This is a genomic window from Micromonospora sp. LOL_024 (assembly GCF_048060415.1).
Taxonomy (GTDB): domain Bacteria; phylum Actinomycetota; class Actinomycetes; order Mycobacteriales; family Micromonosporaceae; genus Micromonospora.
This window is the reverse complement of sequence record NZ_JBHMIS010000034.1, coordinates 1-12910: the sequence shown is the minus strand read 5'-3', so window position 1 is coordinate 12910 and position 12910 is coordinate 1. Positions and strand designations below refer to the sequence as shown.

Here is a 12910-nt window from a genome sequence, read left to right as displayed (position 1 = left end):
GGTCCAGGTCTAGGGGGTATTGCCATGGCGCTGAGCGCTGACGAGAGCAGCCGGCTGGCTGAACTGCTGACCAACCGTGCCACGCAGGTCACCCAACGGTGGACCGAGATCATGGCAGGGCAGTTGCGCGGCCGGCTCAGCCAGGCCGAGCTGGTCCGGCAGGTGCAGGAGCTGCACAGCGCGCTGACCGACGCGCTCGGCAAAGGCGCCACCGGCCTGGCCGCCGAGGAGGCCACCGAGCTGCGCGCCGTGCTCGCCGAGCTGTCCCGCGGGCAGGCCCGGCAGGGCTTCTCTGCCACCGAGACGGCCAGCAGCGTCTTCGGGCTCAAGGACGCGCTGCTCGCAGAGCTGGAGACCGACCAGAACGGCGGAGCGCCGCGCGACTACGTCGCCTTCTCCGGCCTGGTCGACCAGATGGGCCTGTTCACCTTCGAGAGCTTCGTCCGCACCCGGGAGAGCCTGATCGCGGACCAGGCCGAGCAGTTGCTGGAACTCTCCACGCCGGTGGTCAAGCTCTGGGAGGGCGTGGTGGCGGTGCCGCTGGTCGGCACGCTCGACTCCGCCCGCGCCCAGGTGGTGATGGAGCGGCTGCTACAGACCCTGGTCGACACCGGCTCGCCGTACGCGATCATCGACATCACCGGCGTGCCGGCGGTCGACACCCAGGTCGCCCAACACATCCTGAAGACCGTTGTGGCCGCCCGGCTGATGGGCGCCGACTGCATCATCTCCGGCATCCGGCCACAGATCGCCCAGACCATCGTCGCGCTCGGCATCGAGTTCGGCGACATCGCCACCAAGGCGAGTCTCGCCGACGCGCTGCGGCACGTGTTGCGGCTTACCGGCGTCGAGACGACCCGCCGCCAGCCGCGCCGGGAGGCGTGATGGACCGGGTGCCGATCCTCAAGATCGGCGACATCCTGCTGGTCTCCATCCAGCTCGACATGTCGGACCAGACGGCGATCGCGCTACAGGAGGACCTGGCCGAGCGGATCGTCGCGACCGGCTGCCACGGCGTGATCATCGATATCACCGCGTTGGACATCGTCGACTCCTTCGTCGGGCGGATGCTCTCCACCATCGCCTCGATCTCCCGGGTGCTCGACGCGGAGACGGTGGTCGTCGGGATGCGCCCGGCGGTCGCCATCACACTTGTCGAGTTGGGGCTGTCGCTCAACGGCATCCGGACCGCGCTGAACGTCGAGCGGGGCATGGAACTCATCGCCGTCGACCGCGTCCGCGACGATCGGTACGAGTTCGAGGGCGGGCCGGACACCGAGCCGTTGGCGTTGCCATGACGAGCGGGGTCGACCTGGGCCGTCCCCGGGCCCAGACGGTCGGCAGCGACGAGGACGTGGTACGTGTCCGCCAGTTGGTGCGTACGGTGGCGGTGGCGGCCAAGCTCTCCCTCGTGGACCAGACCAAGGTGGTCACCGCCGCCAGTGAACTCGCCCGCAACACCCTGGTCTACGGCGGTGGTGGCACCGTCGAGGTGACCGCCGTCGACAACGGCCGCAAGCCCGGTATCAGAATCGTCTTCGACGACTCCGGTCCGGGCATCGCCGACCTGGACCTCGCGCTGACCGACGGCTATACCACCGGCGGTGGCCTCGGCCTCGGCCTCAGCGGCGCCCGGCGGCTCGTCGACGAGTTCGACATACAGACCGCACCAGGCCAGGGCACCCGGATCACGGTCACCAAGTGGTCCCGGTGACCACCGAGCCGGTGCCCGACCGGGGCAGCTGGTTCCGGGTGGAGAACGGCAGCACCGGCAGTGCGGTACGGCGGGCCGCCGAGCGGCTGGGCGACCAGTTGGGACTGCCCACCGGCCGGATCGCCGACCTGGCGATCGTGGCCGCCGAGTTGACCAGCAACCTGATCAAACACGCCGAGGAGGGGGTGCTGCTGCTCCGTCCGGTGCGGCGCGCGTCGGACGCCGGGGTGGAGCTGATCGCGATCGACTCCGGGCCCGGCATGGTCGACCTGACCGATTCCGCCCGCGACGGAAACTCCACCACCGGCACCCTCGGCATCGGCCTGGGCGCCATCGTCCGGCAGGCCAGCTGGTTCGACGCGTACTCCCGGCCGGGCCGGGGCACGGTCATCGCCGTCCGGGTCTTCGCCGCGGCGGACACCGAACCCTCCTGGGTCGGCGGGCTCACCCGACCACTGAGCGGTGAGACGGTCAGCGGCGACGGTCACGCCGCCCGGATCGTCGGCGACCGCCACCAGGTGCTGGTCACCGACGGGCTGGGCCACGGACCTCTGGCCGCCGCGGCCACCGACGCCGCGCTCACCGCGTTCCGGGACGCCCCGGCGGCGTCCCCGGCCGAGGTGGTCGGCCACCTGCACCGGGCGATGTCGCACACCCGGGGCGCGGCCCTCGCCGTGGCGGAGCCGGATCCGACGGCCGGGGTGCTGCGGTACGCCGGACTGGGCAACATCACCGGCTCCGTGGTCGCCGATGACGGTCGTCGCCGGGGGCTCGTCTCGCTGCCCGGCATCGCCGGACACCAGCGACCGACGATCCGGCAGTACGACTACCCGTTCGAGGCCGACAGCCTGCTGGTCATGCACACCGACGGGGTGGTCGACCGGTGGCAGCTCGCCGACTATTCCGGCCTCACCGGGCGGTCGCCGCTGGTGGTGGCCGCCACGCTGCTGCGTGACGCCGGCATCCGGCGCGACGACGCCGGGGTGCTGGTGGCGAGGTCCTGGGCATGAGCGCGCCGCTGTTGCAGATGGCGCTGCGGGTGGAGCAGGACATCTTCGTGGTCCGTCAGCGAGGCCGAGAGGTCGCCGCCGCAGTCGGCCTGGAGCACCAGGACCAGGTACGGATCGCCACCGCGTTGAGCGAGGTCGCCCGCGACCTGCTTCGCGCCGTCGGCGGAGCGGATGTGGTCTTCGCCGTCGCGGAAACCGCGGACGGTCGCTGCCATTTGCACGTCGACCTGGTACCGGCGGCACCGCTGCCCGGCGGGCGGTACGAGCCGGAGTCCGGTGCGGTTGCGCGCCTGGTGGATACGTTGGGCGTCCTGACAGCGCGGGGAGATACGGTCGTGAGGATGTCACGACGGGTCCCGGCCGCCGCCGGGGCGCTCACCGCTGAGCGCCTCGCCGAGCTGCGCGCCCACCTGGGTGCGAGCACGCCGGGCACCGCCGAGGAGGAGCTGGCCACGCAGAACTCGCAGCTGATCCACGCCCTCGACGAGGTACGCAGCCAGCGCGACGAGTTGGCGCGGCTCAACGAGGAGCTGGAGCAGACCAACCGCGGGGTGATGGCGCTCTACCACCAGCTCACCGAGGAACTGGAGGCGACCAACCGGGGCGTGGTGGCCCTCTACGCGGAGCTGGACGAGAAGTCGGCGCAACTGCGGGCGGCGAGCGAGTCCAAGACCCGCTTTCTGGCCAACGTCAGCCACGAGCTGCGGGCGCCGGTGACCGCGGTCATCGGGCTGGCCCGGCTGCTGGGTGACTCCGCGTCCGATCCGCTCACCACCGAGCAGGAACGGCAGGTCCGCCTGATCCGCTCTTCGGCGTCGGACCTGCTCACACTGGTCAACGAGCTACTCGACCTGGCCAAGGCCGAGTCGGGCCGGATCGAGCCGGACTGGGCCGAGGTGGACCTGCGGGCCCTCTTCGGCCAACTACGCGGCACGCTCCGGGCGCTGCCGGCCGCCGGGGAGGTCGAGCTGGTGGTGGAGGAGCCGACCGTCCCGGCCATGCTGCGCACCGACGAGGTGCTGCTCGCCCAGGTCTTGCGTAACTTGTTGCACAACGGACTGAAGTTCACCAACCGGGGCGAGGTTCGGCTGCAGGCCGAGCAGCACGGCAAAAGGTGGCGGCTGTCCATCTCCGACACCGGGCCGGGCATCCCGCCGGAGCTGCAGGAGCGGGTGTTCGAGGAGTTCTACCAGGCGCCCGGCCCGACCCGGGTCGGTGGCACCGGACTCGGCCTGCCGTACGCCCGGCGGCTGGTGACCCTGCTCGGCGGCGTTCTCGAACTGGTCAGCGAGCCGGGGCTGGGCAGTACCTTCACGGTCTGGCTGCCGACGGACGGGGCGTGACGTGGACGGCGCGGCGGCGACAGTACTGGTGGTCGACGACAGTCAGACCAAGAGGTACCTCCTGGTGAACTGGCTGACCCGGGCCGGCTTCACCGTGCTGGAGGCGGAGACGGGCGGCGAGGCGCTGCGCCGGGTCGAGGTGGATCCGATCGACCTGGTCGTGCTCGACGTCCGGTTGCCGGACCTCAGCGGCTTCGAGGTGTGCGAGCGGGTGAAGTCCGCGCACCCGGCGCTGCCGGTCATCCACGTCTCCGCGCACGCCGTCGACGTGGCCGACCGCGCGCAGGGGTTGACCCGCGGGGCCGACGCGTACCTGGCCGAGCCGATCGAGCCGGAGGAGCTGGTCGCCACCGCCCATGCGGTACTGCGGTACTACCAGGCCCGCCAGCGGGCCGAACTGCTCGCCGAACGGCTCACCGGACTGGCGGACACCACCGTTGCGGTGCACGCCGCGCCGAGCTTCACCCGGCTCTTGGAGGCGGCGGCCACCGGCGCGGCGGAGATCTTCAAAAGCCCCGCCGTGGTGGTCGCCGAGACCTTCGACGGCGACTGCCTGGCCGGGGTCTGCGCCGGGCCGGGCGCTCAGGGGCGGGTCGTGCAGTGGATCGTCGACGACAGCGGGGTGCCGACCGGGGCGACCGTCCGGATCCAGGATCCGGGCGGCTGGGCGTTGGTCGACTGGCCGGCCGGCGACACGGTGACGGTCGCCGCCGCCCGGCTACGTGAGGACCGCGCGCCGCTCTACGTCGTGGTGCCCACCGCGACGCAGACCGCCCGCACGCCGGTGCTGGTCCAGCTCGCCCAGGCGGTCGCCTCCGCCGTGGAGGCGCAACGGTCCTTCGACGAGGAGCACCGCATCGCGGTGACTCTCCAACGCAGCCTGTTGCCGCGCCGCATCCCGGAGATCGCCGGCCTGGATCTCGCCGTGCGCTACGAGCCGGCCAGCGCCGACACCGAGGTCGGCGGTGACTTCTACGAGCTGGTGATGCTCGACGGCCACCTGCTGCTGGCCATCGGCGACGTGGCCGGTCACTCGCTGCACGCCGCCACGGTGATGGCCGAGCTGCGGCACGCCCTGCGGGCGTACGCGGTCGAGGGGCACCAGCCGGGCGAGGTCCTGCACCGGGTCAACGAGCTGATGCTCACGCTGCTGCCCAGCGAGTTGGCGACGATCTGCGTACTGCTGCTCGAGCCGGACACCGGACGGATCCGGCTGGCCAGCGCCGGTCACCTGCCGCCGCTGATCAGCCAGGACGGCGAGGTCGAGTACGTGCACCACGCCGCACCGCTGCTCGGGGTGCGCGCGCCCCGCCCCGCCGACCTGGAGTTCGTGCTACCTGCCGGGGCGACGATCGTCTTCTACACCGACGGGCTGATCGAACGCCGGGACGCCACCATCGATGAGGGGCTCACCGCCCTGGCGGCGTGTGCCGCCCGGGTGGACGACGACCTCGACCGGTTCTGCGAGCGGCTGCTCGTCGAACTCGCCCCGAACGAGATTCAGGACGACGTGGCCGTCCTCGTCCTGCGCCGCCACTGAGGTGTAGGCAAGGGCCGCTCGCGGGTACGTCCTGGCCGGCGCCCACCCGCACGGCATAGACGAGATTCGGCACCTCTTCGCAGCGTCGCTGGTTGTTGGGGGCGGAGGGGTGTCATCGCTTCCCGGCCTGATGTCAAACAGAAATGAATATGTCTCTGTGACATCAGGCCGGTCGGGACAACTGGCTCGTCGGGCCCCGGGACGGGCCGGGCTGGCAAGGCGGGACGCGGACGAGGCGGGCGGCATCAGGTGGGTCAAATTCGGTCGAACCGGTCCAGCGTCCAGGCGTTGACGAATGCCTCCTCCCGCCAGGCGTCGTAGCGCCCGCTCGGCCCGCCGTGGCCGGCCTCCATCTCGGTCTTCAGCAGATAGTCACCCTGCGGCGCGACCGCCCGCAGCCGGGCGATCCACTTGGCCGGCTCGTGGTAGAGCACCCGTGTGTCGTTGAGGCTGGTCATCGCCAGGATCGCCGGGTAGTTCAGCGCCGCCACGTTCTCGTACGGCGTGTACGACTTCATGTACGCGTACACCTCGGGGTCGGCCAGCGGGTTGCCCCACTCCTCCCACTCGGTCACGGTCAGCGGCAGCGACGGGTCGAGGATGGTGTTGAGCGCGTCCACGAACGGCACCTGCGCGACGATGCCGCTGAAGGCGTCCGGTGCGAGGTTGGCCACCGCGCCCATCAGCAGCCCGCCGGCCGAGCCACCCCGGGCGACCAGCCGGTCCGGGGCCGTCCAGCCGGCCTTCGCCAGGTGCCGGGCGCAGGCGACGAAGTCGGTGAAGGTGTTCTTCTTGGCCAGCATCTTGCCCTGGTCGTACCAGCGCCGGCCCAGCTCGCCGCCGCCCCGGATGTGTGCCACCGCGAAGATCACGCCGCGGTTGAGCAAAGACAGCCGGCCGATCGAGAACCACGGGTCCATGCTCGCCTCGTAGGAGCCGTACCCGTAGATGACGCAGGGGGCGGATCCGTCACGGGGGGTGCCTCGCCGGTAGACCAGGGAGATCGGCACCTTCGTGCCGTCGTCGGCCATGGCCCACTCCCGGTGCTGCTCGTACTCCTCCGGCTGGTACGCCCGATCGTCCGGCCCGGGCAGCACCGGCCGGCGGCGCAGCAGCGTCATCTCGCGGGTCGCCAGGTCGTAGTCGTAGACCGAGTCCGGGGTGACCAGCGAGGTGTAGCGCAGCCGTAGCCGTCCGGTGCGGTATTCGGGGTTGGTGTCCAGGCTGACGGTGTGCAGCGGCTCCGGGAACTCGATGTCGTGGGTGTCCCCGCCGCCTACCGGCAGCACCCGCAGCCCGGTGAGGCCGTTGCTGCGGACGGTGATGACCAGGTGGTCGGCGAAGGCGTCGACCGACTCCAGTCGGGTGCCCGGTGTGTGGTCGATCAGTGAAATCCAGTCGCCCGGGGCGTCCGCCGAGGTGTACGCCAGCGCGAAGTCCTCGGCGCCGTCGTTGTGCAGGATCAGGAACCGGTGCCCGTGGTGCTCCACCGAGTACTCGACGCCCTGCCGGCGCACCGCGATCACCGCTGGCTCGCCAGTCGGGTTGTCGGCCGGGATGACCAGCACCTCGCTGGTGATCTTGCTGGCGATGTCGATGAGGACGAACCGCTCCGAACGGGTCAGCTCGACCCCGACCCAGAACCGTTCGTCGTCCTCGGCGTGCACCACCACATCGTCGGCGGCGGGCGTGCCGATCACGTGGCGCCAGACCCGGTGGGGTCGCCACGCCTCGTCCACGGTGACGTAGAACAGTACCGAGGCGTCGATGGACCAGGCGGTGCCGTAGAAGGTGCCGGGAATCTCGTCGGGCAGCGGCTCGCCGGTGTCGAGGTCCTTGATCCGCAGGGTGAATCGTTCCTCGCCGGAGAAGTCGGTCGAGTAGGCCAGGAAGCGACCGTCCGGGCTGACGTCGAAGGCGCCCAGGGAGAAGAAGTCGTGCCCCTCGGCGAGCAGGTTGCCGTCAAGTAGCACCTGCTCCCCGTCGAGCGGAGTGCCGGCTGCGCTGATCGGCGGTTCGGTCTCGCCGTCGCGGACCTCCCGGCGGCAGTGCACGCCGTACTGCTGGCCCTCGACGGTGCGGGTGTAGTACCAGTGCCCGCCCTTGCGGGTCGGCACCGACAGGTCGGTCTCCTGGGTGCGCCGCCGGATCTCCTCGAACAACTCGGTACGCAGCCCGGACAGGTGTGTCGTCCGGGCTGCGGCCCAGTCGTTCTCGGCGGTGAGATAGCTGATGGTCTCCGGATCGTCCTTGGTGGCCAGCCAGGCGTACTCGTCGACGACGGTGTCGCCGTGGTGAACGCGCTCGGTCGGCACCCGCTTAGCTGCGGGAACGGGGGTCTCGGTGGTCACGGCGCCACGTTACCGGCCTTCGTGGTTTCCGGTGCGGAGCAAATCCCCACCCGATCATTCGAACACATGTACGATCGCCGGCATGGTGCCAGCCCGTTCCACCGGCGCGTCCGGTGCCCTCGACATCGCCCATCGGCTGACCGAGATCTGCGGTCCGCGCTTCGCCCGCCTCGCCGGGCCAGCCGACGAGGCGGCCGGCCGCGCTGCCCGCTGGGTGGCGGTGCCGGGCGGGCCACGGGCCGCGGCGCGGGTGCTGCGGCTGGCCGCGCGGCATGATCTGACCGTGGTGCCGAGGGGAGCCGGCACCAAGATCGACTGGGGTGCCGTGCCCGAACGGCTCGACATCATGCTCGACACCGGGCGGCTGGCCGGCATCGGCCACCAGACGCCCGACCGGGGCACGGTCGAGGTGGGCGCGGGCACTCCGCTGCGGGCGGTGCAGGCCACCCTGGAGCGCACCGGCCAGCGGCTCGCGTTGGACGCCCCCTCGCCGGGCGCCACCGTCGGCGGGGTGCTCGCCGCGGACGAGGCCGGCCCGCTGCGACACCGCCACGGAACCGCCTGCGACCAGCTCGTCGGGCTGCGATACCTGGACGCCGACGGTGATCTGACCGAGGCTGGTGGCGGGGCGGCCGGGCTGGCCCAGGCGCGGCTGCTGTGCGGCTCCGAGGGAGCGCTCGGCGTGCTGGTCAGCGCGGTGCTGCGGGTGCAGGCCGTGCCGGCCACGCGGATCTGGGTGACCCGGCCGGTGTGGACCCCGCTGGAGGTGCACGACCTGATCAGGGCGGTGCTCGCCGCCCGGCTCGATCCGGCCGCGGTCGAGCTCGATCTGCCGGTCAGTCCAGGATTCCGCCTACCGTGGGATCCGCGGGCCGTCGCGATGGCCAACCATCCGTCGATGACCGGGCGGGCGTCGACGGCCGGGTGTGCGTCGACCGGCCCGACGGGTGCCGGTTCGCTCGTGGTGCTGCTCGAGGGCGGGCCTGCCGAGGTGGCAGAGCGCGCCGACCGGCTGGTGGGACTGTTCGGCGCCCGGTCGACCGTCGCCCGGTCGGCGCCGCCGTGGTGGCGCAGCTACCCCTTCGCTCCCGGCGACACCGCGCTGCGGCTGGAGGTGCCGGTCACCGACCTGCACGCCGCCGTGTACGCGCTTCGCGACGCGACCGGCGGGCCCGTGCCGGTCCGCGGTTCGGCCGGGCTGGGCGTGGTGCACGCCGCACTGCCCGGCGGGATGCCACCCGACCGGGTGGCGGCGGTCCTGGCGGCGGTCCGGAGCGTGCTGCTCGCCCGACGGGGCCGCTGCGTGGTGCTTGCCGCGCCGCCCGCGGTCCGGCGGGCCGTCGACCTCTGGGGCGAGCCGGTCGACCTGGCCCGGTTGCGCGCCGTCAAGCAGCACCTCGACCCCGGCCACCGGCTGTCCCCCGGCCGTCTCCCCGGCGGACTCTGACCGTGAGCAGGCAGGGGGTGTCAGACCGCGTCGTTGCGCAGGACGAGGATGGCGATGTCGTCGCGGGGCTCCTCGACCGAGAAGTTGATCGCGGTTGCCCGTAGCCGGGCGGCCATCACGTCCGCCGAGTAGCCAGCGAGCGGTGCGGCGGCGTCCCGCAGCCGGCCCGTACCGAACAACTCCCGGCCCCGGCGCCGCTCGGTCACGCCGTCGGTGAAGAAGACTAGGCAGTCACCCGGGTCGAGAGCGAGCTGCGAGGTCGGTGTGGTGATCGCGTCGAGCAGGCCGAGCGCGGTGCCGCCGGTGCCGACGAAGGTCGCCGGGCCGCCCGCCGAGCGCACCAGCACCGGCCGGTCGTGCCCGGCCAGGTGCAGCCCAACGTCGAGCTGGTCTCCCTCGCCCGGCCCGACCGCCGCCAGGGCCAGCGTGCAGTACCGGCCGGAACCCCGCTCGACAAGCGTCTCGTTGAGCCGGGCCAGCACCTCGGGCAGCGGCTTGCCGTCCCCGGCCAGCACCCGGATCACGTCCCGGCACAGCCCGGTGACCGCGGCGGCCTGTACCCCCTTCCCGGAGACGTCACCGATGACCATCAGCCAGCGGCCGTCCGGTAACGGCACCACGTCGTAGAAGTCGCCACCGACGTCGGCGTCACCACCGGTCGGGACGTACTCGGCGGCGAATCCGATGCCGTCCACGACCGGCAGCACCGGTGGCAGCAGTGACTGCTGGAGAGCCTGGGCCACACGACGGCGCTCGGCGTGGATCCGGGCGTTCTCGATCGCCAGGGCCGCCCGCCGGGCCACGTCCTCCAGTACGCCGATCTCGTCGGGGTCCTGCCGGTGCCGCTGGTGCCGGCCGACGGCCAGCGTGCCGAGGCGCTGGCCCCGGGCGATCAGCGGCACGGCGAAGCCCTCCATCGGGGAGCCGAGCGTGGTGCGGGTGCCGTTGCGGCTGGCCTCACGAAGCCGCGCCTGGACCGAGTCGGCGCCGGCCTCCCGCAGGGTGGCGTGCAGCTGCGGCAGCATCGACTCGTCAGCGTGGCTGGCTGCCGCCAGCCGGAGCCGACCCCACTCGTCGGTGGTGTGCACCGCGCACCACTGACCGAGCCGGGGCACCACCAGCTGCGGTACGAGCGCCATGGTCAGCTCCACGTCCAGCGACTGGGCGAGCAGTTCGCTGGCCTCGGCGAGGAAGGTCAGCCACGCCTGCCGGCGTACGTCGGCGCGGCGTAGCCGGTCGTTTTCCAGGTGCAGCGAGAGCCGTTCGACGGTCAACAGCGCCAGCGGCTGGGCGTACGCGGTGGGCGCGGCGTCCAACTCCAGTTCACCGGCGTACGGGCGGTGCACCGACAGCGGCACCCGGAGCAGGTCGCTGCCGGCGCGGGGCTGCCGCCCGTACCGGGCGAGCACCTGGGTGCCCTGCCCGTCGCCCCGATCCAGCCGGACCACACCGCCGGCGGCGCCGACCATCTCCGCCACCCGGTTCAGCAGGCCGGCGGCGAAGTCCGGCAGCGGATCGTCGGCGTACGGATCGGGAGTGGTCTGCATCAGTGCGCTCATCGCACCGGCGCTCGGTACGACGGTCTGCCCGATGCCGTCCGGATGGCCGGCGGACGGTGGCACGAACGGGGCGGAGGCCGTCGCGTCCCGTCCGGCCCGGTCCAGCCGGAACCACACGCCCTTGCCGGTGGGTAGGTAGGTGGTGCCCCAGCGGCTGGCGAAATGGTCAACCAGCAGCAGTCCCCGCCCCCGTTCGGCGACCTCGGCAATGTCCTCGGACAGATTGCGTACGCCGACAGTCAACTCGTCCACCGGGCCGGAGGCGAAGTCGGAGACCGTCACCGTCAGCCCCACCTGGTCGGCGGTGACCTCGATGTCCAGTTCGGTGCGGGCATGCTCGACCGCGTTCGTGGACAGCTCCGTGGTCAGCAGCAGCGCCTCGTTGAGTAGTTCGTCCAGGTTCGCCTCGGCTAGCACCGACCGGACCACGGCCCGCGCCGCGGCCGGCGTACGGCGGTCGGCGGGAAGCCGGACTCGCCGCACGTGCTCCTCTGGGCCCCCGTTCGTCGCGGGCCCCGCCTCCGCTGACACCCTCGTATCCTGCCCCGACGCCCGGCCGCTGCCAAGCTGATCAGGCTTGGCTGTTCGACGACGGACGGTCGCATGGCGTGGCGGTTTCCAGGTCACGGGGACAATGATGGGGTGGCCGGCGCGAGCCGGTGGACCCCGAGGTGAGTGAGGAATGATGACCACGGCGAAACAGTCGGTTACCGCGGACACCTCCGCCGCCGACCACGAGGCGGTCCTCACCGAGTTGGTGGAGGCGCTGCGACGAGTCCGTCGCGGCGACCTCAAGGTGCGGTTGCCGCGACGCTCGGGCACCGCCGGCGAGGTGGCGGACGCCTTCAACGACGTGGTGTCGCTCCAGGAGCGGCAGCATCTGGACCTGCGCCGGATCAGTCGGGTCGTTGGCCGCGACGGCCGGCTGACCGAGCGGCTCGACGAGGAAGGGCTGGACGGCTCCTGGGCGGAGGGCCAGCGGGCGGTCAACTCGCTGATCGACGATCTGGGCCGGCCCACCACCGAGATCGCCCGGGTCATCGTGGCGGTCGCCGACGGTGACCTGTCCCAGCACATGGCGCTGGAGATCGACGGCCGCCCGCTGCGCGGTGAGTACCTGCGTATCGGCCGCACCGTCAACACCATGGTTGACCAGTTGTCGTCCTTCTCCAACGAGGTGACCCGGGTGGCCCGTGAGGTGGGCACCGAGGGCAAGCTCGGCGGCCAGGCCGACGTACGTGGCGTGGCCGGCACCTGGAAGGACCTCACCGACTCGGTGAACACCATGGCGTCGAACCTGACCGGTCAGGTGCGGTCCATCTCGCAGGTGGCCACGGCGGTGGCGAAGGGCGACCTGTCCCAGAAGATCACTGTCAGCGCTCGCGGTGAGGTCGCCGAGCTGGCCGACACGATGAACTCGCTCACCGACACGCTGCGGCTCTTCGCGGAGCAGGTGACCCGGGTGGCGCGTGAGGTGGGTACCGAGGGCAAGCTCGGCGGCCAGGCGGAGGTGCCGGGCGTCGCGGGCACCTGGAAGGACCTGACCGACAGCGTCAACTCGATGGCGTCGAACCTGACCGCCCAGGTGCGGAACATCGCCCAGGTCTCCACGGCGGTCGCCCGAGGCGACCTGTCGCAAAAGATCACGGTGGCCGCGCAGGGCGAGATCCTAGAGCTCAAGGACACCGTCAACACGATGGTGGACCAGTTGTCGTCGTTCGCCGACGAGGTGACCCGGGTGGCCCGTGAGGTGGGTACCGAGGGCAAGTTGGGTGGCCAGGCCCAGGTGCGCGGAGTCTCCGGCACCTGGCGGGATCTCACCGAGAACGTCAACCAGCTCGCCGGGAACCTGACCAGCCAGGTCCGCAACATCTCGCAGGTGTCGACGGCGGTGGCGAAGGGTGACCTGTCGCAGAAGATCACGGTTGACGCCCGGGGTGAGATTC

At 71.7% G+C, this 12910-nt stretch carries 10 protein-coding genes; 8 read left to right on the top strand and 2 right to left on the bottom strand.

Annotated features, from left to right (window positions below):
- Positions 1–24: 24 nt before the first annotated feature.
- From ACFHWY_RS23885 to ACFHWY_RS23860, 6 genes are read left to right on the top strand one after another with little or no spacing between them, the layout of a single operon-like run.
- The gene (locus ACFHWY_RS23885) at positions 25–885 is read left to right on the top strand and encodes an STAS domain-containing protein (protein WP_416582489.1); all 861 of its coding nucleotides are present in this window, start codon (positions 25–27) and stop codon (positions 883–885) included.
- Positions 885–1298 (top strand): STAS domain-containing protein, encoded by a 414-nt coding sequence (locus ACFHWY_RS23880; protein WP_416582488.1) that lies wholly within the window; start codon positions 885–887, stop codon positions 1296–1298. The genes ACFHWY_RS23885 and ACFHWY_RS23880 overlap by 1 nt, the downstream gene beginning before the upstream one ends.
- On the top strand, positions 1295–1714 hold the full coding sequence (locus ACFHWY_RS23875; protein ID WP_416582487.1) for an ATP-binding protein: 420 nt from the start codon (positions 1295–1297) through the stop codon (positions 1712–1714). Before ACFHWY_RS23880 ends, ACFHWY_RS23875 begins: the two co-directional genes overlap by 4 nt.
- A complete protein-coding gene (locus ACFHWY_RS23870) occupies positions 1702–2724 on the top strand; it encodes a SpoIIE family protein phosphatase (RefSeq protein WP_416582486.1) in 1023 nt (340 codons plus the stop codon). The genes ACFHWY_RS23875 and ACFHWY_RS23870 overlap by 13 nt, the downstream gene beginning before the upstream one ends.
- Positions 2721–4067 carry a sensor histidine kinase gene (locus ACFHWY_RS23865; RefSeq protein ID WP_416582485.1) on the top strand — a complete coding sequence of 449 codons (1347 nt, stop codon included), beginning with the start codon at positions 2721–2723 and terminating at the stop codon, positions 4065–4067. Before ACFHWY_RS23870 ends, ACFHWY_RS23865 begins: the two co-directional genes overlap by 4 nt.
- A 1-nt stretch (position 4068) precedes the next feature.
- Positions 4069–5607, top strand: coding sequence for a SpoIIE family protein phosphatase (locus ACFHWY_RS23860; protein WP_416582484.1), 1539 nt, complete (start codon positions 4069–4071; stop codon positions 5605–5607).
- Between the two features lie 254 nt (positions 5608–5861).
- On the opposite strand, the gene ACFHWY_RS23855 is transcribed toward ACFHWY_RS23860, so the two are convergent.
- Positions 5862–7958: a S9 family peptidase gene (locus tag ACFHWY_RS23855; RefSeq protein WP_416582483.1), complete on the bottom strand. Its 2097-nt coding sequence runs from the start codon at positions 7956–7958 to the stop codon at positions 5862–5864.
- A gap of 82 nt (positions 7959–8040) precedes the next feature.
- Between ACFHWY_RS23855 and ACFHWY_RS23850 the strand changes: the two genes are divergently transcribed.
- Positions 8041–9405, top strand: a complete 1365-nt coding sequence (locus ACFHWY_RS23850) for an FAD-binding oxidoreductase (RefSeq protein ID WP_416582482.1) — start codon at positions 8041–8043, stop codon at positions 9403–9405.
- A gap of 20 nt (positions 9406–9425) precedes the next feature.
- On the opposite strand, the gene ACFHWY_RS23845 is transcribed toward ACFHWY_RS23850, so the two are convergent.
- Positions 9426–11495 carry a SpoIIE family protein phosphatase gene (locus ACFHWY_RS23845; RefSeq protein ID WP_416582481.1) on the bottom strand — a complete coding sequence of 690 codons (2070 nt, stop codon included), beginning with the start codon at positions 11493–11495 and terminating at the stop codon, positions 9426–9428.
- Between the two features lie 154 nt (positions 11496–11649).
- Between ACFHWY_RS23845 and ACFHWY_RS23840 the strand changes: the two genes are divergently transcribed.
- A partial coding sequence (locus tag ACFHWY_RS23840; RefSeq protein ID WP_416582480.1) for a HAMP domain-containing protein occupies positions 11650–12910 on the top strand: 1261 nt, incomplete at its 3' end.